General features: G+C 64.7%; 17 protein-coding genes. 7 read left to right on the top strand and 10 right to left on the bottom strand.

All coding sequences use genetic code 11. The annotated features are described in order from the left end of the window. Positions 1-64 precede the first annotated feature (64 nt). The 3 genes from CK220_RS15810 to CK220_RS15800 all read right to left on the bottom strand — a co-directional run bounded on the left by CK220_RS15810 (position 65) and on the right by CK220_RS15800 (position 3,251). The gene (locus CK220_RS15810; RefSeq protein WP_095812414.1) at positions 65-787 is read right to left on the bottom strand and encodes an HAD-IA family hydrolase; all 723 of its coding nucleotides are present in this window, start codon (positions 785-787) and stop codon (positions 65-67) included. A gap of 236 nt (positions 788-1,023) precedes the next feature. After that, a complete protein-coding gene (locus tag CK220_RS15805) occupies positions 1,024-2,397 on the bottom strand; it encodes an aspartate aminotransferase family protein (RefSeq protein ID WP_095812413.1) in 1,374 nt (457 codons plus the stop codon). Between the two features lie 14 nt (positions 2,398-2,411). Then, on the bottom strand, positions 2,412-3,251 hold the full coding sequence (locus CK220_RS15800; protein WP_095812412.1) for a GNAT family N-acetyltransferase: 840 nt from the start codon (positions 3,249-3,251) through the stop codon (positions 2,412-2,414). A gap of 320 nt (positions 3,252-3,571) precedes the next feature. On the opposite strand from CK220_RS15800, the gene CK220_RS15795 reads away from it, so the two are divergent. Next, on the top strand, positions 3,572-4,240 hold the full coding sequence (locus CK220_RS15795; protein ID WP_095812411.1) for a haloacid dehalogenase type II: 669 nt from the start codon (positions 3,572-3,574) through the stop codon (positions 4,238-4,240). A 16-nt stretch (positions 4,241-4,256) separates the two neighbouring features. Then, entirely contained in the window at positions 4,257-5,531 is a 1,275-nt protein-coding gene (locus tag CK220_RS15790) for an FAD-binding oxidoreductase (RefSeq protein WP_095812410.1), read from the top strand. A gap of 13 nt (positions 5,532-5,544) precedes the next feature. Here CK220_RS15790 and CK220_RS15785 read toward each other — a convergent pair whose 3' ends face one another. The 6 genes from CK220_RS15785 to argE form a co-directional block, all read right to left on the bottom strand. Further along, positions 5,545-7,002, bottom strand: coding sequence for an NAD-dependent succinate-semialdehyde dehydrogenase (locus CK220_RS15785; RefSeq protein WP_095812409.1), 1,458 nt, complete (start codon positions 7,000-7,002; stop codon positions 5,545-5,547). Between the two features lie 18 nt (positions 7,003-7,020). Next, entirely contained in the window at positions 7,021-8,064 is a 1,044-nt protein-coding gene (locus CK220_RS15780) for a tartrate dehydrogenase (protein WP_095812452.1), read from the bottom strand. 11 nt (positions 8,065-8,075) lie between these two features. Next, positions 8,076-9,539, bottom strand: coding sequence for an aldehyde dehydrogenase (locus tag CK220_RS15775; RefSeq protein ID WP_095812408.1), 1,464 nt, complete (start codon positions 9,537-9,539; stop codon positions 8,076-8,078). A 151-nt stretch (positions 9,540-9,690) separates the two neighbouring features. Next, entirely contained in the window at positions 9,691-10,044 is a 354-nt protein-coding gene (locus tag CK220_RS15770; RefSeq protein ID WP_095812407.1) for a cupin domain-containing protein, read from the bottom strand. Between the two features lie 24 nt (positions 10,045-10,068). Beyond that, positions 10,069-10,992 carry a glyoxylate/hydroxypyruvate reductase A gene (locus CK220_RS15765; protein ID WP_095812406.1) on the bottom strand — a complete coding sequence of 308 codons (924 nt, stop codon included), beginning with the start codon at positions 10,990-10,992 and terminating at the stop codon, positions 10,069-10,071. Between the two features lie 13 nt (positions 10,993-11,005). Beyond that, positions 11,006-12,130, bottom strand: coding sequence for an acetylornithine deacetylase (argE, locus tag CK220_RS15760; RefSeq protein ID WP_095812405.1), 1,125 nt, complete (start codon positions 12,128-12,130; stop codon positions 11,006-11,008). A 234-nt stretch (positions 12,131-12,364) separates the two neighbouring features. On the opposite strand from argE, the gene CK220_RS15755 reads away from it, so the two are divergent. Then, positions 12,365-13,267: a GNAT family N-acetyltransferase gene (locus CK220_RS15755; RefSeq protein WP_095812404.1), complete on the top strand. Its 903-nt coding sequence runs from the start codon at positions 12,365-12,367 to the stop codon at positions 13,265-13,267. Between the two features lie 137 nt (positions 13,268-13,404). On the opposite strand, the gene CK220_RS15750 is transcribed toward CK220_RS15755, so the two are convergent. Then, positions 13,405-14,298 carry a LysR substrate-binding domain-containing protein gene (locus CK220_RS15750; RefSeq protein WP_095812403.1) on the bottom strand — a complete coding sequence of 298 codons (894 nt, stop codon included), beginning with the start codon at positions 14,296-14,298 and terminating at the stop codon, positions 13,405-13,407. A 167-nt stretch (positions 14,299-14,465) separates the two neighbouring features. On the opposite strand from CK220_RS15750, the gene CK220_RS15745 reads away from it, so the two are divergent. Genes CK220_RS15745 through CK220_RS15730 form a run of 4 tightly spaced genes read left to right on the top strand, consistent with a single transcriptional unit; the run spans position 14,466 to position 20,203 of the window. Then, positions 14,466-15,866 (top strand): MmgE/PrpD family protein, encoded by a 1,401-nt coding sequence (locus CK220_RS15745; protein ID WP_095812402.1) that lies wholly within the window; start codon positions 14,466-14,468, stop codon positions 15,864-15,866. Beyond that, positions 15,856-17,097, top strand: coding sequence for an FAD-dependent oxidoreductase (locus tag CK220_RS15740; RefSeq protein ID WP_095812401.1), 1,242 nt, complete (start codon positions 15,856-15,858; stop codon positions 17,095-17,097). Before CK220_RS15745 ends, CK220_RS15740 begins: the two co-directional genes overlap by 11 nt. A gap of 2 nt (positions 17,098-17,099) precedes the next feature. Further along, positions 17,100-17,357, top strand: a complete 258-nt coding sequence (locus CK220_RS15735; RefSeq protein WP_095812400.1) for a sarcosine oxidase subunit delta — start codon at positions 17,100-17,102, stop codon at positions 17,355-17,357. Further along, the gene (locus CK220_RS15730; RefSeq protein WP_095812399.1) at positions 17,354-20,203 is read left to right on the top strand and encodes a 2Fe-2S iron-sulfur cluster-binding protein; all 2,850 of its coding nucleotides are present in this window, start codon (positions 17,354-17,356) and stop codon (positions 20,201-20,203) included. The genes CK220_RS15735 and CK220_RS15730 overlap by 4 nt, the downstream gene beginning before the upstream one ends.

Here is a 20,203-nt window from a genome sequence, read left to right as displayed (position 1 = left end):
GTCATTCCCCTTTCTGTTGGTTGGTCAGGACGCGCGTCTTGCTGCGGCTTTTCCGGGCTTGGGTTCAGGTTCGTTCTTTCAGGCTCTCCCGCACGGCCGCCGCAAACGCGGCCATCGAGGTGAAGTGGTAGTCCGGCACGGTGAAGCGCTCGGGCTCTATCGTGCCACCATAGCCCTTCTGGGCATGACGGCGCTCGATCCAGCAGTTGGTCATGCCGAGCGCCCGGGATATGCCGATGTCGTGATACTGGCTTTGCGCGACGTGCAGGATGTCGTCCTTGCTGTCGCCGCGGGACGCCACGAAATCGAAGACCTTCTGGAAAAAGGCCGGATCCGGTTTCTCCGTGCCGGTATCGTCGGCCGTGAAGGTGGCAAAAAAGGGCGATCCGAGCTGCTTCTCGAAATGGTCGAGAGCCCAACGCCGGGCATTGGTCATGGCAATCAGCTTATGGGACGTCGCAAGGTCGGCCAGCGCCGCCCTGCTGTCGGAGAAGCCTTGCCAGACGCTGGCTGAATCCCGCAGGCGCGCGCCGTATTTCTCCTCGGCCGGCAGGCCGAGCCGCGGTGCGATGACCATGTAGACACGCGCGAGATCGTCGGGAAACAGGTTCGCTTCGGGCATGTAGCGGGCCTGCCGGTAAAGGGCCAGCGCTTTTTCGCCGTCGATGGAAACACCGGCCTCCGCGGCGATCTCGGCCAGGCAGGTCGTGATGCCGCCTTCGAAGTCGATCAGCGTGCCGACCACATCGAAGGTCATGTATTTGAATTCGTTGAAGCCCCTGGCCAAGACTGGCTCTCCTCTGCGCGGGCCGAACTACTCATGCTGAACAGAACAAAATTCCGTGCTGTCCGGGGCCTCGGCCTTTTCAAAAGCCCGGAAATCTGGGCTTTCTGGCCTTGTCTTAAAAAGCAGTCTGGCACTTCCCCCGCGCTGGATTCGCCGAAAAGGCGCGAGGTGGCGGCACAAAATTGCGAAATCGTCTGCCGCGGCGATATTTCGAGATGCGAAAAATGCGTCGCCCTTCATGCAAGGGCCTGGCGGACATCGGCGTCATCCAGCGTCTGGTCCAGCGTCCGGCGCGTGCGCTCGATGATCGCATCGATGTCGCTGTCGGTGCAGCAGAGCGGCGGGGCGTAGCCGAGAACCCCATGGGCGAAGGCGCGGATGATCAGGCCATTGTCCCACGCCCTGTCGAAGACGCGCCGCGCCGGCATGGCCGAGGCTGGAAGCGGCGTTTTCTTCTTTTTGTCGACCACCAGCTCGATCGCGGCAAGCATGCCGCGACCCCGCACATCGCCGACCAATGGATGGTCGCTTAAGGCAGACAGGCCCGCCATCAAGCGGGCGCCGGCCCTGGCGCCGTTCTCCAGAAGGCCTTCCTCATAGAGCTTCAACACCTCGAGCGCGACGGCGGCGCTGACCGGATGGGCGGAATAGGTGTAGCCGTGGCCGACCGCCGAGGCGCCTGCGCCATCGGCGATGACGTTATAGACATGATCAGCCATGAACACGGCGCCCATTGGGACATAGCCCGAGGTCAGGCCCTTCGCGGTCGTCATGAAGTCGGGAACGATATCCTCCTCCGTGCAGGCAAACAGGGGGCCGGTGCGGCCGAAACCGGTGATCACCTCGTCGGCGATGAACAGGATGCCGTACTCACGGCAGAGCTCGCGCATCGCCTTGATCCAGCCTTTCGGCGGGACGATAACGCCGCCCGAGCCCTGGATCGGCTCGGCATAGAAGGCGGCGACCCGTTCCGGCCCGATCTCCTCGATCTTGGCCTTCAGCGCGGCAAGCGATGCGGCGATGATGGCGTTCGGGTCATTGCCAACCGGATTGCGATAGGGATAGGGCGAGGGGATCTTGTGCTGCCATTCGAAAGGTATTCCGAAGCCGGCATGAAAGGCGGGCAGGGCGGTCAGCCCCGCGCCGACCACCGACGATCCGTGATAACCCTGCTCGATGGAAATGAACTGGTCGCGTTTAGGCTCGCCTCTGGCATTCCAGTAGAAGCGGACGAACCGGATCGTGCTGTCGACCGCGTCCGATCCGCCGAGCGTGAAATAGACATGATTGAGATCCCCCGGCGCGCGGTCGGCCAGCTCCGAGGCGAGCCGGATGGCGGGCTCCGAGCCGAGATCGAAATAGGCGGTGGCGTAGGGCAACTCGCGCATCTGCCGGGCCGCCGCCTCGACGATGCTGTCGTGACCATAGCCGGCATTGACGCACCACAGCCCGGCGAAACCGTCGAGGAGTTGCCGGCCGGACGCATCGGTCACGGTGGCGCCCTTCGCCGATTTCAGCACCCGCACGCCGAGCGCCTCATGGCCGCGATATGAGGCGACCGGATGGATGAGATGGGCGCGGTCGAGTTCAATCAGGGAATTGGCGAGCATTGTTGTCCTCCGGACTATCCGAGCGCCTGGTTGGCGAGGGCGTAAACTTTTGGCCTGGCCTGTTCGGGCCCATTTTTGGCCGGACGGTCCATGGCGACGCCGCCGCCGACATGGGCGAGGCCGATTTCTGCGAGCCAGCCGGCGATGCCGGTCCTGCTTTCGGTATCCACGCGCAGGAAGGCGCCAGGGCGAGAGGCGGCGAAGAAGCTGATCAGGGCCTTGGCGTCGTCTGCATTTCCCGCGATGACGGGGCCAATCACCTCGCCGCGTCCGAACGGGCGGATTGCGGCATAGGCCGCGATGACGCCACTGCGGCGGATGACTGCGAATTCACCCCGCTCGGCCAGCGCATCGATCAAAGCTTCACGGTCGGCGCCGTAGGCGACACGGTCCAGGGCCTTGATTTCCGGCAGATCGCGGGTGCCCGCGGCCTCGACGCCCTTTGGCGCGCCAAGCGCAGCGACGTTGCCCTGATGCTGAAGAATCGTGCCCGAGGGCACGAAGCCCAGCTTCTCATAAAGGGGCATGCCGTCGGTCGTGGCGACGAGCCGCAGCGGACGGTCGCCGGCAAGGGCGAAGGCCTGCTCCATGAGCCGTCGCCCAAGCCCTTTGCCTCGCGCGTTCCTGTCGACGATCACCATGTTGATCATGGCGCAATCGGCGCCGTAGGGCGTTACCAGGATTGTCCCGGCGACCCGGCCCTGGTCGTCGAGCGCAACCGCGCCGCTCGAAAGCTGCAGCGCCATCTGCCAGTCTTGCGGGCGATGCGGCCAATTCTCCTGGCGAGAAAGCGCGACTGCGCCCTCGATATGGTCCGGCCCGAAGTCCCGGAGTTCGATCTCGCCTTGCTGCATGAGGCACCTTTCCGTCTGACCGCAAGTCTCGGTCATCGGTGCGCCGTAGATCGTCTGAAGGTTTCGACTTCGACAGTATCATTCGCCGTTGCGCAGGGGGTGTGCCGCATCTTGTGCTGGCGCCTATCGAACTGGATGCATTTCGCGCCTCGACCGGCGGCATCCATCGACGCTCACGATGCTACAGCATGCCAAACCGGATGGCGGATACGGAACTTTCTGCTTTCGGGAAGCGCTTTTCGGTCAGGTGGGTCGCTGCCTGCGGGCCTATGATGAAAGACGTCCCAACGCGGATGTGCTTCCACCGGAGATCGACGGATATGGCATCTTTCAGGCCCAAATACATCACCTTCGACTGCTACGGCACGTTGACCAATTTCCAGATGGCGGAGGCGGCGCGTGACCTCTATGGCCGCCGGCTCGACGAGCCGCGCATGCAGGAGTTCATCAAGAACTTCGCGGCTTACCGGCTCGACGAGATCCTGGGCGACTGGAAGCCCTATGCCGACGTTGTCCACAACGCGCTTGAGAGCGCCTGCAAGCGCAACGGCGTCTCCTTCAGCCCGGACGACGCCAGGATGGTCTATGAGCGTGTTCCGACCTGGGGGCCCCATGCGGACGTTCCAGCCGGCCTGGCGAAGGTTGCCAAGGAAATTCCGCTGGTCATCCTCTCCAATGCCATGAACGCGCAGATCATGTCCAATGTCGAGAAGCTCGGCGCGCCATTCCATGCCGTCTACACGGCCGAACAGGCGCAGGCCTACAAGCCACGCCTCAAGGCCTTCGAATACATGTTCGATAGGCTGGGCTGTGGCCCAGAGGATGTTCTTCACTGCTCATCCTCGTTCCGCTACGACCTGATGTCGGCGCACGATCTCGGCATCAAGAACAAGGTCTGGGTCAATCGCGGTCACGAGCCCGCCAACCCCTATTACGGCTATGTCGAGATCGCCGACATTTCCGGTCTTCCAGGCGTGGTCGGGCTTTAAAGCTGACGGGATGCAAATGAAGCTGGTCTCCTACTGGCACGACACCGCCCCTGTTTTTTCCGGCGGGGCGCAAGGCCCGGTCGAGGGACACTACGACGCCGCCATCATCGGCGGCGGCTTCACCGGTCTCGCCGCCGCGCGCCAACTGGCGAAGGCCGGCGTCAAGGTGGCGGTGCTGGAGGCGGAGCGGGTCGGCTGGGGCGCCTCCGGACGCAATGGCGGGCACCTGAACAACGGTCTCGCCCACAGCTACCTTTCGGCCAAGGCGGAGCTCGGCAAGGAGCGCGCGATCGCGCTCTACCGGGTGCTGGACGATTCCGTCGATACGATCGAGGCGCTGGTCGCCGAGGAGGGCATCGACTGCAACTTCCGCCGCGCCGGCAAGCTGAAGCTCGCCTCCAAGCCTCAGCATTTCGAAGCGATCGCCCGCAACTTCGAGGCCGTTCATGCCGAGGTCGATCCGGATACGGCGCTGCTGTCGCCGACCGATCTCAGATCCGAGATCGGCTCGCCCTTCCATGGCGCAATGCTGTCGAAGAAGAGTGCCATGATGCATATGGGCCGCTATGTGGCTGGACTGGCGACAGCCGCGGTTCGCCATGGCGCCGTCATCCAGGAGAATGCGGCGGTGACGGATCACAGGCAGTCCGGCACGAGGCATGAGTTGACCACCTCTCGCGGCCGGATCAGCGCCAACAATGTGCTGGTGGCGACCGGCGCCTACACGACGCCGAATTTCGGCTATTTCCGCCGCAGGATCATTTCCGTCGGCAGCTTCATCATCGCCACGCGGCCGCTGAGCGATGCGGAGATCGCCGCGACCATGCCCGGCAATCGGACATGCGTGACTTCGATGAACATCGGCAACTACTTCCGGCTTTCGCCGGACAAGCGCCTGATCTTCGGCGGCCGCGCACGCTTCTCGGCGACATCGGACCAGCGCTCCGATGCCAAGAGCGGACAGATATTGCGGGCAAGCCTCGCGGCGATTTTCCCGCAGCTCGCCAAGGTCGAGATCGATTATTGCTGGGGCGGGCTGGTCGACATGACCAAGGACCGCTTCCCGCGGGCCGGCTACCATGACGGGGTCTGGTACGCGATGGGCTATTCCGGCCACGGCGCGCAGCTTTCCACCCATCTCGGCATGATCATGGCCGATGCCATGCTTGGTCGCGCGGACCGCAATCCGTTGAAGGGGCTCGAGTGGCCTGCCATTCCCGGCTATTCCGGCAAGCCCTGGTTCCTGCCGGTGGTCGGTCTCTACTACAAGGCGCTCGACCGGATCCAGTGATCGGGGCTGGGGTTTAGCCCAGCCCGCCCATGTGGAAGCTCTTCATTTCCAGATATTCCTCGATGCCGGCCTGCGCGCCCTCGCGCCCGAGGCCGGACTGCTTGACGCCGCCGAAGGGGGCTATCTCCATCGAAACCGAGCCGGTGTTGAGCCCCACCATGCCGAACTCCAGCGCCTCGCCGACGCGCCAGGCGCGCTTCAGGTTCTCGGTGTAGAAGTAGGAGGCAAGCCCGTAAGGCGTGCCGTTGGCCAGCGCGACCGCTTCCTCTTCCGTCTCGAAACGGAAAAGCGGTGCGACCGGACCGAAAGTTTCCTCGCCGGCGAGTTCCATTTCATTTGTCGCACCGGCCAGCACCAGCGGCGCGACATATTGAGGACCCTCCGGCAGCACCGGCGTCTCGGTGACGATCGTCGCGCCTTTGGCAAGCGCGTCCTCAACGTGCCGATTGATTTTCTCGACCGCCGCCATGTTGATCATCGGCCCGATGGCGACGCCGGCCTGCGTGCCCGGTCCCACCGTCAACGCATTGACGCGGGCGCTGAGCTTGGCGGCGAAGGCGCCATAGACTGCGGCCTGAACGAGGATGCGGTTGGCGCACACACAGGTCTGGCCGCCATTGCGGAACTTCGACGCGAGCGCGCCTTCGACGGCGAGGTCGAGATCGGCGTCCTCGAAGACGATGAAGGGCGCGTTGCCTCCGAGTTCGAGGCTGAGCCTTTTCACGCTGTCGGCCGCTCCGCGCATCAGCAGCGAGCCGACCCTGGTCGAACCGGTGAAGGAGATCTTGCGCACGGTCTCGTTCGCCATGATCTCGTTGCCGATCTCGGCCGGCATGCCGGTGACAATGTTGATGACGCCGGCCGGAATACCCGCCCGTTCGGCGAGCGCGCCGAGCGCCAACGCCGAATAGGGCGTGAACTCGGACGGCTTGATGACCACGGTGCAGCCGGCGGCCAGCGCCGGCGCGACCTTGCGGGTGATCATCGCATTGGGAAAGTTCCACGGCGTGATGATGCCGCACACGCCGACGGGTTCCTTCAGGACGATGATGCGGCGGTCTGATGTAGGCGAGGGAATGGTGTGGCCGTTGATCCGGCGCGCCTCCTCGGCGAACCATTTGACGAACGACGCGCCGTAGCGGATCTCGCCTTTGGCCTCGTCCAGCGGCTTGCCCTGTTCCGTGGTCAGGATCAGCGCGAGATCGTCCAGATGCTTAAGCATCAGACCATGCCAGGCCTCCAGCAAGGCGGCGCGTTCGGCATGGGTCTTCTTTTTCCAATCCCGATAGGCGGAAGCCGCGGCCTCGATGGCCGCGCGGGCCTCCGGACCAGCCATGTCGGGCACTGTGCCGATCGATGTCTGTGTTGCCGGATCGATCACATCGACCGTTCTGCCGGAACCTGCCGCGACCCATTTGCCGCCGATCAGGCCGGCCTCGCGGAAGAGACTTTTGTCTTTCAGGCTTTTCATCGAAAACGACCTCGCAAATCAGGTGAGCGCCGCGACAACGGCTGATGTGATGGCGTCCGTACGATCATTGCCGGCCGTGGTTCCCACCCCTCGTGCCGTTGTCGCTTCGATCGCGTTCATGACGCGGCCGGCTGCGTCCTTTTCGCCCAGATGATCGAGCATCATTGCGCCGGACCATATGGCGGCGATCGGGTTGGCGATGCCGAGGTGGGCGATGTCGGGCGCGGAGCCGTGCACCGGCTCGAACATCGACGGCGCCGAGCGGTCGGGGTTGATGTTGGCGGAAGCTGCGTAGCCGAGCCCGCCCTGGATCGCGGCGCCGATATCCGTCAGTATGTCGCCGAAGAGATTGGAAGCGACGACCACGTCGAGGCTCTGCGGATCCATGATCATCCGCGCGGCGAGCGCATCGACGTGATAGCTGGTTACGTCGACGTCCGGATAGTCGGCGGCCAGCTTGCGCGTGATCTCGTCCCAGAACACCATCGAGTATTTCTGCGCGTTGGACTTGGTGACGGAAGCCAGCTTGCCGCGCCGCGCCCGTGCCTGCTCGAAGCCGAAGCGCAGGATGCGCTCGACCCCGGCCCGGGTGAAGATCGAGGTTTCCACCGCGACCTCGTCCAGAGTGCCTTGATGCACGCGGCCCCCGGCGCCCGAATATTCGCCTTCGGTGTTTTCGCGGATGCACAATATGTCGAAGCTCTCGGCTCGCAGCGGGCCCGTGACGCCCGGCAGCAGGCGGTGCGGCCGGATGTTGGCGTATTGCACAAATGCCTTGCGGATCGGCAGCAGCAGCCCGTGAAGCGAGACGGAGTCCGGCACCTCCGTCGGCCAGCCGACCGCCCCGAGCAGGATGGCGTCGAAGCGGCGCAAGGTCTCTATGCCGTCCTCCGGCATCATGCGGCCGGTTTCCTTGAAGAATCGGCAGGACCATGGAAACTCGGTTCCGGTCAGGGCAAAGCCGGAGTGCTTGGCCACCGCTTCCAGCACCGTCCAGGCGGCGGCGGTCACATCGCGGCCGATGCCGTCACCGGGGATCAGGGCGATCGAGTAGGTCTTCATCGGCATTCTCTTCACAGGCTGATCAGGACGCTTTTGGTCCTGCGGTTGGCGAGATAGGCCTCGCGGCCAAGGTCCTTGCCGATGCCGGAGCGCTTGTAGCCGCCGGTCGGCAGGATGTGGTCGCGCGAGCGGCTGTAGCGGTTGACCCACACGGTGCCCGCTTCGAGCTTGCGCGCGACACGGATCGTGCGAGACAGATCGGCGGTGAACAGGCCGGAAGCCAGTCCGTAGGTCGGATGGCTGGACAGCGCCAGCGCCTCTTCCTCGGTCTCGAAGGTCTGAACCGTCAGGACCGGGCCGAAGATTTCCTCGACGATCGCAGGATTGGCCTGGCCGACATTGGCGATCAGCGTCGGTTCGTAGAAATAACCGGGGCTGTCCATGGAGGTGCCGCCGGTCAGGCATTCGCCGCCGGCCTCGACCGCGGCCCGGACGATGCCGTCGGCGCGCGCACGCTGCCGTTCCGAGATGATCGGCGAATACTGCGTCGTCTCGTCCCAGGTCGGGCCGGGCCGGGCCGCCTTCATCTTCTCTATGATCGCAGTCGTCAGCCTGTCGGCCACGCTCTTCTCGACAATCAGGCGCGTGCCGGCCACACAGGCCTGGCCGGCATTGAAGGTGACGCTGCCGGCGATTGCTGCTGCCGCCTTGTCGAGATCGGCGTCGGCAAAGACGAGCTGCGGGCTCTTGCCGCCGAGCTCCAGCGTCATCGGCTTAACGCCGGTGCGGGCGACGTTCTCCATGATCGCCGAGCCGGCGCGGGTCGAACCGGTGAAGCTGACCTTGGCGATCTCCGCGTGGCCGGTCAGCGCTGTTCCGGTTGTCGGCCCGTCGCCGAGCACCACGTTGATAAGTCCTGCCGGGAGACCGGCTCTGACGGCGAGCTGCGCCATATAGAGGGTCGAGAAAGGCGTCATTTCCGACGGCTTCAGCACGACTGCATTGCCCGCGGCCAACGCCGGGCCGAGTTTCCAGCCGGCCATCGAGATCGGAAAATTCCAGGGTGTGATCGCGGCGACCACGCCATAGGGTTCGCTCATGATCATGCCGAGACTGGCGTCGTCGGTCGGCGCGAGTTCGCTGCCTTCCTTATCGGCGAACTCGGCGAAGAAGCGGATCTGTTCGGCGGTCACGGCGATGTCGCCGGGGACGAGCTGGCCAACCGGCCGCGTAGAGCACAGCGCCTCGATCCTGGCGAGCGTTTCGGCCTCCGCTTCCATCAGATCGGCCCAGGCGTGGAGCGCCCTGGTGCGCTCGCGCGGCCGGACGCCGCCCCAGTTGCTCGCTTTCAGCGCCGCCTTGGCGCTTTCCACCGCCCGGTCCACCAAGTCCGCACCGGCCACGGGACAAGCGACATAGGATTTGCCATCGGACGGACGGCGCATCTCGACCGCACCCTCGGCCGAAATCAGCTCCCCATCGATGAAGTGGCCGACGGGAAGGGAGACTGTATCGGGATCGAAGCTCAGGCTCATGGGCAAACCACTCGGCAGCATCGGCCTGAGCCTAGCCCGTGCCGACACGCAGCATGCGCTGTTCGGTGATCCGCTGCCGACGAATGTTGCGTGCTTGGGACAAGAGACGGCAAAATCTTCGGCGGAGGTCATGGCCTGCGCAGACGGGTCGCTAGCCCACCGTGACGTAGATTTTGCGCACGGTCTCGATGGTCCTCCAAACACCCGTGAAGCCCGGCTTCATGACGAAGCTGTCGCCGGCCCGGTAGGTCACCGTTTCGCCGGCGTCGGGCGTGATTTCGACCACGCCGGCGAGGATATGGCAGAACTCGAAGGTCTCCCCCTTGATGGAGCGCGTTTCGCCGGGCGTGGCCTCCCAGACGCCGGTATGGACAAGGTCGTCCTTGGCGACGTCCTGCGCCCAGGTCTTGAAGGCGGGATTGCCGGCAATCAGCCGCTCTGGCAACGCGTTCGATTCGCGGGGCGAAAAGCTTGGGTTGATATCGATGGACTTGAGCAGGGACAAAGGATGGGCCTTTCCAGTTGAGTTTCAATAACCGCGCGACCGGTCGACGAGCCCGATGGGATCGAGCCCGGCGCGGTGACGCTTTATGTTGACGATGACGGCCTGCGCAGCGGTCGCGGGTTGGGTGACGCTGGCTATGTGCGGAGTCAGGATGATCTTCGGATGCGACCAGAACGGATGTCCCGCGGGCAGCGGTTCGGGATCGGTCACGTCGATCATCGCCGACGACAGATGGCCGCTATCGAGCGCGGCGACAAGCGCGTCGTGGTCGAGCTGCGGGCCTCGACCCGTATGAACGAGCGCCGACCCGTCAGGCAGTTTAGCGAACAGGCCGGCGTTCAGAAATCCGCGCGTATCCTCGGTTAGCGGCAGCAGGCAGATCAGTATGTCACTGGCCGCCAGCATCTGCTCCAGCCCAAGCTCGCCATGATGACAGGTCACGCCCTCGAGCCGCCGCGGGGAGCGGCTCCATCCGGAAAGCTGGAAGCCGAAGGGTTTCAGCCGATCGAGGACCGCTTGGCCGAGCTGTCCGAGGCCGAGAACGCCGATCCGGCGCGACGCAGCCTGAGGCTGGGGGATGTCGCGCCATTCTCCGGCGCGCTGCTGCGCCAGATAGGCCGGCAGGTTGCGGTGAAGCGCAAGCACGGCGAGCGACACATACTCCTGCATCATGCGCACGATGCCTTCCTCGATCATGCGCACGATCTTCACCTGCGCGGGCACCGCATCGATGCGGAATTGATCGACGCCGGCACCGATGGAGAACAGGATTTCCAGGTTCCTGTAACGGGCCAGGTTCTCCGGCACCGTCCAGGTGATCAGATAGCGCACCGAGTCGGGATCGACCGTCGCGGCATCGATCGCGAAGGGGAGGTCCGGCAACTCCTTCGCGAAGGCCTCGGCGAAGATCGCGCCACGCCGTGCGTCGGAATTGAACAGGAATGTCATTCCGGCTGCTCCTTCAGGCCGCGCATCGCGCGCCCAGCGCCTCGATCATCTGCTGGCAGGCGGCGAGCTCCCGGGCGAGAACATATTCGTCCGGCTTGTGAGCGCGACCGATATCGCCGGGGCCGCAGATGATCGCATCGAGCCCGGAGCCTTGGTAAAGTCCGGCCTCCGTCCCGTAGCTGACGGCGGCTAAGGGCGCTCCGCCGGTCAGCTCCCCCAGCAGCGCCGCCAGAGCCGAGTCTTGCGGCAGCGACAGCGCCGGATAGGCGCTGACCAGCTTCCATTCAACAACATAGCCTTGCTCGGCAAGGGCTTCAGCCCGCGCCTTGACCGGGGTGAGCAAGCCAGCCGGGTCGATGCCCGGTATTGCGCGCGCCTCAAGGTCGAGCGTGCAGCTGTCGGGGATGATGTTGACCGATTGGCCGCCTGCGATCACACCGGCCTGCAGCGAGCAATAGGCCGGCTCGAAGGTTGGGTCGGACGGGCCGTGCGTGAGCCGCTCCGCTTCACTCACCGCGGCGCTCAGCACATCGGACATCGCATGGATGGCGTTAAGCCCAAGATCCGGCCGCGAGGAATGCCCGGAGCGGCCGTTGATGACTACGCGGGCGGCCGCCTTGCCTTTGTGGCCGCGCACGGCGCGCATGCCGCTCGGCTCGCCGACGATGACGCCGAGCGGCTTGGCGCAAAGCTCGGGCAGGCGGGCGATCAAGTGGGGCACGCCCCGGCACCCGATCTCCTCATCGTAGGAGAAGGCCAGGTGGATCGGTCTGGCGAGGCGCAGCCGCACAAGCGCAGGCACAGCGGCGAGCGCGGCGGCAAGAAACCCCTTCATGTCGGTGGTGCCGCGTCCGTAAAGCCGTTCGCCGTCCCGGCGCAGCGCGAAGGGGGCCGAACTCCATTGCGGCTCGCTGGCGGGGACGACGTCCATATGGCCGGATAGGATGTAGCCCGGGACATCGGCGGGCCCGATGGTGGCGAAAAGATTGCAACGGTCGCCCTCCGGTCCTGGCAGGAGGGTGACCTTCGCTCCTTGTTCGGCGAGATGAGCCTCGATCCAGCCGGCAATGTCGCCGTTCGGCTTGCCGGCGACCGACGGAAAGGCGACGAGACGGTCGAGGATGTCGAAGACGTCCATTCCAGCCCTCAAGGCATTTAGGTTCGCTGGCATCGATGCCGCATGCTGGTGAATTTCCGGAGAGGATGTGTGCGTTCCGACGCGATTGCATGCCGAAAGCGGAAGTGTTTCAGTTGAATCTTGCGTTGGTGCACGGCTTTCGAGCAAATCCTGTGGGGTTTGCTTGTCTAGCGTTGGCGGGCAAGGGGGCAGCGGTCTGCTCGCCCGTTGATTTTTGAGGGTTCTTTCAGGGCCATGGAAGTGAAGCCGTCCGAAAGCTTGAAAATCGATGCCTTCTCGATGCGTATCGGCGATGTCCAAGATGTCGACTTGGAGAGGTTGCACGCGCTCTCGCTGTCGGTTGGCTGGCCGCATCGCGCCGAGGACTGGCAATTCCTGCGTGAATCGGGACAAGGCTTCGTGGCGCTCGATGAGATCGGCCGGGCTCTCGGTTCGGCCATGTGGTTCCCGCATGGCGCCAATTTCGCCACGGTGGGGATGGTCATCACCTCGCCGCGGCTTCAGACGCAGGGGGCGGCGCAATGGCTAATGAAAAGGATCCTCGACAAGATCCCCGGGCGCGATCTGCGCCTCAATGCAACCCGTGCTGCGCGGCGGCTTTATCTCTCTCTCGACTTCCAGCCGGAGAAGACCGTCTATCAATGCCAGGGCATCGCCCGCGTGCCGACAGCGGCCAGCCCGGCGGAGGCGCGCGGTAACGTCCGGACCTTGGACGCAGGCGATATTCCGGCGGCGATCGCGCTGGACGCGGCGGGATTTGGCGTGAGGCGGACAACGCTCATTGAAAAGCTTTTCGAGCATTCGGCTGGCTATGGGCTTTTCGACGGGAACAAGCTGACCGCTTTTGCGCTCTGCCGACCGTTCGGGCGGGGCCATGTCATAGGGCCGGTCGTGGCGGGAAGCGACGCCGACGCCCTAGCGGTCGTCCGGCCGCACGTGGCCGACCATTCGGGATATTTCCTCAGGATCGACACGCACATGGACAATGGTGAGTTCGCCGCCTTCCTGTCGCACAGCGGAATGCCGGTCTTCGACACGGTGCTGACCATGTCGAAGGGCAAATGCCTGGCCGATTTTTCCGACGGCGGCCCGGCTGCGCCGAAGACCTACGCCTTAGCAAGTCAAACGCTTGGTTAGTTGTCTTCGGATTGCTTGCCTCCCCCGAAATGGAGCGGGAGTAGGGAAACGGCGGCATGGCTGAGACGGCATGATGAAGGCAACGATAATGGCGGCTGGGGCGAGTCGGTCATCATCATGGCTGCCGAGCCATCAGCCTAAACGGTTTCCACGTGGGCGTTGGCTCGGTCCATGATCCAGCCCCTGACGGTCCTCACCACGCTGCCTTTCGAAAGCTGGCTCTCCGAAAGATAGTAGGTCCATGGACTGGCGGCACGTACGGGGAAAGGCTCCACCAGAAGCCCGCGGCTGATGTAGGTTCTGGCCAGCGAATATTGCGTGGCGACGCAGCCCGCGCCCATCGCCGCCAGTTCCAGCGCGATGTTCGATGCGTTCGTGGTGATGCCTTTCTCATAATCCGAAATGTCGATCTGCAGCGCGTCACCCATGCACTGCCAATATTCTTGGCGGCCATGGACGAAGATCCAGTCGACGTTGAGGATATCGCGCGGCGAGCGCAGCCCTTTCGGGCCGGACAGCAGGCCGGGTGCGCAGAGGATGGCGAGCTGATCGTTCCACAACGGAACGCCACTCGGCGGGCGGTCGTCGAAGCGGCGGGTCGAGATGGTGATGTCGGCGATCTGCTCGCTGAGGTCTTCCCAGATCGTGCCGTGCAGAACGACCTCGATCTCCGGATGGATTTGCCGGAACGCAGCCATGCAGCCGGCCAGCCAGTTTTCGGCCAGGCTCATCGGGCAGGAGATGACGACCGTCCTGTTGCGCGAGGAGGCGACGATCGCCTCCGTGGCGTGATCGATCTGGTCGAGCGCCTGCCGCAGCGTAGGCAGGAAAGCCTCGCCCATTTCGGTCAGCTTCAGGCTGCGCGGATAACGCACGAAAAGCTGGCGGCCAAGATAGTGCTCCAGCGCCCGCACGTGATTGCTGACGGCCGCCTGGGTGTAGCCGAGCTCGCTCGCAGCGAGGGTGAAGCTGAGATGTCGTGCCGAACACTCGAACGAGCGGATATAGTTCAGCGGGGGTGGCGGCTTCATGCGATCCCTCCTTGGCAGAGCGAAAACTAGACCGGCTTCGTCGCCCTCCGCAATCGCCTTGACCCCGATTTTTTTGTGCGATGGCGCCAAACTAATTACGTGCCTGGCCCATGAGACCAAATTATTCGTAGGTATCTTGGAGCGATCGGGACGCGAAAGGTGGCGCCATGGACCAGCGGACGGCGGAAGGTGAGTCTGCTTCCACCGTATTTGCCCATGTCGCCGACTTCGTGCTGGGCAAATCGGCCAGCGCGTTCCCGCGCGACGTTCTGAAATCGGCGGCGCTGCAGTTCCTCGACACGATGGGCATTGCCATCGCCGCTGGCCCAATGCAGGCGGGACAAATTGCGCGCGATGCCGCGGTTATGCTCTACGGTTCCGGCGCGGACCGGCACGCGGCGAGGATGATCTTCGACGGCAGGCGCGCCAGCATGGCCGGCGCGGCCTTCGCGGCGGCGACCCAGACCGACAATCTCGACGGTCATGACGGTTACCCGCCGACCAAGGGGCACATCGGCGTGGCGGTTATCCCGGCGCTGCTTGCGCTCGCAGAGGAAAAGCCCGAGTTGACCGGCCCTGAGGCGCTGGCCGCGATCGTCGTCGGCTATGAGATCGCAGGCCGGGCCGGCATTGCGCTGCACGCAACCGTCTCCGATTATCACACCTCCGGAGCGTGGAATTCTCTTGGCGTGGCGGCGGTTGCTGCCCGCCTGCTTTCGCTTGACGACGATCAACTGCGCCACGCTTTCGGCATCGCCGAATATCACGGACCGCGCAGCCAGATGATGCGCGAGATCGCAACACCGACCATGCTTCATGACGGCTCAGGCATGGGAGCGCTGGTCGGGCTGTCGGCCGCCGTGCTTGCCGAAGCGGGTTTCGCCGGCGCGCCGGCGGTCACGGTCGAGGCGCCGGAGGTGGCTCGTCACTGGGACGATCTCGGCCGGTTTTGGCAGATGACCCGGCAATACATAAAACCCTATCCGGTCTGCCGCTGGGCCCATGCGGCGATCGATGCGACGCGCGCCCTTTGCCTGCAGCATGGGCTTCGGCCGGACGACATAAGCAGAGTCCACGTCAACAGCTTCCACTATGCGGCGACGCTGTTTGCCGGCATGCCGGACACGACATCAAAGGCGCAGTACAGCCTGCCCTTCGCCGTGGCCACGATGATCCTCTATGGCCGGATCGGCGTGGAGCACATTTCGGGCTCGGGTCTGGGCGATGCCGCCGTCGCGGACATGTTGAAGCGTGTCGAGGTGAGCGAGGCGGCGAAGCACAGCGACCGTTTCCCCGCCGGGCGCTGGGCCGACGTGCAGATCGAGACGGTTGACGGACGGCTGCTGGACTCCGGTGATGTCCATGCACGCGGCGGCCCCGAAGCTCCTTTCAGCGAAGCCGATATCGTCGCCAAGTACATGGAGTTTGCGTCGCCCGTTCTCGGCTCGACCAGGGCCGCCGCGATCCGGGACGGGATTCTCGGCCTGACCGACGCCGACAGCCGGTTTTCCGAGCTGACCGCTCTCGTCTACGATCCTCCCGGCGGCCAGGGCAGCCATGCCGCTTAGGCTTCTCAAATACGGGCTTAGCCGCGACTATCCGGTGACGGGCGACATTCCTGCGACGCCTGAGCTGAAGCCGTCCTATGACGTGGTGATCGTCGGTGGCGGCGGGCATGGTTTGGCCTGCGCGCATTATCTGTCGAAATACCATGGCATCGCCAGCATCGCGGTGCTCGAAAAAGGCTATCTGGCCGGCGGCAATACGGCGCGCAACACCACGACGATCCGCTCCAATTACATCACCCAGGAAGGCGTCGCGTTCTACAAGGAAGGCGTTTCGCTTTTCGAGACGCTGTCGCAGGAACTCGACTTCAACGTCATGTTCTCGCAGCGCGGCCAGCTGACGCTCGCCCACACGGAAGCGACGCTGCGGGCCTTCCATCTGCGCGCCGAGATGGGCAAGCATATGGGCACGCGAACCGAGGTGATCGACGCAAAAGAGGTCGAGAAGCTTGTGCCCGAACTCAACATGGATCGCGGGGGCGCGCTCGAGATCCTCGGCGGCCTGTGGCATGCCGATGGCGGCACGGCCCGCCACGATGCGGTTGCCTGGGGCTTCGCGGCGCAGGCCTCGCGCCGCGGCGCCGAAATCCACCAGCGCACTGAAGTTCAAGGTTTTGAGGTCGGGAACGGTCAGGTGCGCGCTGTGGTGACGAACCGCGGACGGGTCGCCTGCGGCTCCGTGCTCATCGCCGCCGGCGGCATGAACTACGATGTCGCAATGATGGCCGGCGTGGAACTGCCGATCCGCTGCTATCCCCTGCAGGCAATGGTGACGCAGCCGCTGAAGCCCTGGCTGCACACGCTGGTCTCGTCCGTGTCGCTGCACACCTATCTGGTGCAGTCCTCGCGCGGCGAGATCGTCATCGGCGGCGGCTCGGATCCGTACCAGCTCTATTCGACCCGCTCGACGCTGGACATGAAGGAGCATCTGGCGGAAGGCGCCGTGCATCTCTTTCCCTTCCTGCAAGGGGTGCGGCTGCTGCGGCAATGGGCCGGCATCACCGACATGACGCCGGACTACAGCCCGATCATGGGCGCCAGCCCGCTCGCCAATCTGTGGCTCGATTGCGGCTGGGGCACCTGGGGCTTCAAGGCGACTGCGGTCGCCGGCAAGCGCCTGGCGGAAACCATCGCCAAGGGCCGGGTTCCCGACCTGCTGAAGCCGTTTGCGCTGGAGCGCTTCGAGAAGTTCCGGCTGCTCAACGAAATGGGCGCCACGGCGGCGAGCCACTGACCATGAAGCTGCTTGACTGTCCCATGAACGGCCCACGCAACATCGACGAATTCCAGTCCTTCGGCCCGCTGCGGCAGGCGCCCGATGCCGACGCCGCTGCCGACGCTGAATGGGCAAGGCATCTCTTCCGCGCGGACAACCGCAAGGGCGTCGTGGTCGAGTGGTGGCGGCACGTGCCGAGCAACTTCTTCTTCCTCGCCCAGCGCGACGTCGTCACCAACGAGATCATCCGCACCTACGCCCCTGGGAGCCGGCCATGACGCGGCTTGGCACGCCATACGGCTCGCGCCTCGACCGGACGCGGCCTGTCCGCTTCACCTTCGAAGGCAAGGCTTATCATGGCTTTGCCGGCGACTGCATCGCCAGCGCGCTGGCGGCCTCGGACCAGTGGATCCTGTCGCGCTCGTTCAAATACCACCGGCCGCGTGGCATCATGACCATGGCCGGCTCGGAAGCGAACACGCTGGTGCAATTGCCGTCGGAGCCGAATGTTCCCGCCGACCTGACGCCGCTCCAGGACGGCATGATGGTGACGGCGCAGAACGTCAACGGCTCCCTGGAAAACGACCGCGATGCGGTGATCGACCGCTTTGGACGTTTCCTGCCAGTCGGCTTCTACTACCGCACTTTCATGGGTCCGAGACAGGACAGCTGGCTCCGCTTCTGGGAGCCGATGATCCGTCGCAAGGCGGGCCTCGGCATCGTCGACGTCAAGGCGCAGCATTTGAGTTTCGACAAGGCCCATCTTCACTGCGACCTGCTGGTCGTCGGGGCGGGGCCGGCGGGTTTGTCAGCCGCGATCTCGGCAGCACAAGCCGGCGCCGGTGTGCTGTTGTGCGACGACAATCCCGAAATTGGCGGTTCGCTGACCTATCGCCGCTGCGATCCGGGCATATTGTTGAGTCTGGCTGCTGAAGCGGCCAAGCTCCCCAATCTGCGCATCATGACCGGCACCGTCTGCAACGGCTGGTATGAGGACAATTGGCTGCCGTTGATCCGCGGCAACCAACTCTATCGAACCCGCGCCCGCGAGGTTATCCTGGCGACAGGCGCCATCGAGCAGCCGGCGGTGTTCCGCAACAACGATCTGCCTGGCATCATGACCGGCGGCGCCGTGCAACGACTGATCCGCCATTACGCCGTGCAGCCTGGCCGGCGCGCTGTCGTGCTGGCCGCCAATGACGATGGCTATGACGCCGTGCTCGACCTGGTCGAGGCCGGTGTCGAACTCGCAGCGATCGTCGATCCGCGGCCCAATGCCAGCGCCCGCGGCGGAGAGTTTCGGGCCAGGGGGATAGAGGTCCTCGCAGGCGCCCGGATCGAGGAAGCTTCCGGGACGCGCGCTAACAAACATGTCGCGCGTGTCCGCGCTGGCAGCCGCTGGATCGACTGCGATCTCGTGGTGGCCTCCGTCGGCTCGGTGCCTGCGTGGCAGTTGTCCTGCCACGCGGGAGCCAAGGTCGGCTATGACGAGGCAAGGGCGCGGATGACGCTCGGCATGCCGGAGGGCGCGGCCGTTCGGCTGGCCGGCGTCGTTGCCGGCAAATCGCCGTTGCAGTCTGCGATGGCCGATGGCCGGCGCGCCGCGCGCGAGGCACTGGAGCGGCTCGGCCACGGCGATCTACCTGACGTGCCGAACGAATGCAAGCCCGAACCCGCTGCCTGGGAACAACCGCTGGTCGGCGACGCCAAGGGTCGCGACTTCGTCGATTTCGATGAGGATCTGCAGGTCAAGGACCTGCGCAATGCTGTCAAGGAAGGCTATCGCGAACTCGAACTGGTGAAGCGCTTTTCCACCGTCGGCATGGGGCCGAGCCAGGGCCGCCACTCGGCACTCGCTACGGCGCGGATCGTCGCCGAGGCGACAGGCCGCGGGGTTGGCGAGGTGGGCGTCACCACGGCGCGGCCGCCGGCCGGACCGGAGAAGCTCGGCGTGCTGGCCGGCCATCACGAGCCGTTGGAGCGGCGCACCGGGCTGCATGCGCGCCATCTCGCACTCGGCGCTCGCATGAAGCCGATCGGTGCTTGGTGGCGGCCGTATTTCTACGGGCCGGAAGACCGGAGCGACCGCCTCGTCCGGGAAGAGATCGCCGCGGTCCGCAACGGCGTCGGCATGCTCGACGTGTCGACTTTGGGCAAGCTGGAGATCCGCGGCCCGGATGCCGGCTCCTTCCTCGATCGCATGTACACGATGGCGCATGCCAACCAGCCGGTCGGCCGCGTCCGCTACTGCCTGATGCTCAACGAGATGGGCACGGTGATCGATGACGGCGTGGCCTACCGTCTCGCCGATGACCTGTTCTACGTGACCGCGACGACCGGCGCCGTCGCCCGCGTGCAGGCCGACATGCTGTTCTGGAATGCGCAGTGGCGGCTGAAGGTGGACGTGCTCAACGTCACAGCGGCATTTTCCGGCATCAACGTCACCGGCCCCAAGGCGCGTGAGGTCTTGCAGGCGCTCGATTGCGACATCGATTTCTCGCGCGATGCCTTCCCCTATCTCCACGGGCGCGAAGGCATGCTGGCCGGCGTGCCGGTGCGTGTGATGCGGATCGGCTTCACGGGGGAGGTGAGCTACGAGCTGCACTGTCCTTCGAGCTACGCGCTCGCGCTGTGGGACGCTTTGTTTAAGGCCGGCAAGCCGCATGGCTTGCGCCCCTATGGACTCGAGGCCTCGCGCATGCTGCGGCTTGAAAAGGGGCATATCCTGATCGGCCAGGATACCGATGCGCTGACCACGCCCGATGAGCTCGGTTTCGGCTGGGCGGTTTCGAAGAGGAAGCCCTTCTTCGTCGGCAAGCGGTCGATCGAGATGCGGACGAGGCTTGGCGAAACGCGGCGGCTCGTCGGCCTCTCCTTCGAGGGTGCAAACAATATTCCCGGCGAGTCCTGCCTGGTGCTGCGCGGCGGCAACCCGGTGGGACAGATCACTTCGATTGGCTTCTCGCCAACGCTTGGCCACCCAATCGCGCTGGCCTACGTCCATATCGACGACGCCGCTCCCGGCAGCAAGGTCACGGTGAAGTGCCGCAGCGGCGAATTGGTGCAGGCGCCGGTGGTCGGTCACGCCTTCTTCGATCCGCAGAACGTCCGGCAGGAGATGTAA

This window comes from Mesorhizobium sp. WSM3860, from assembly GCF_002294995.1.
Lineage (GTDB): Bacteria > Pseudomonadota > Alphaproteobacteria > Rhizobiales > Rhizobiaceae > Mesorhizobium.
The sequence above is the reverse complement of the archived record's forward strand: the minus strand, read 5'-3'. Positions and strand labels throughout refer to the sequence as shown.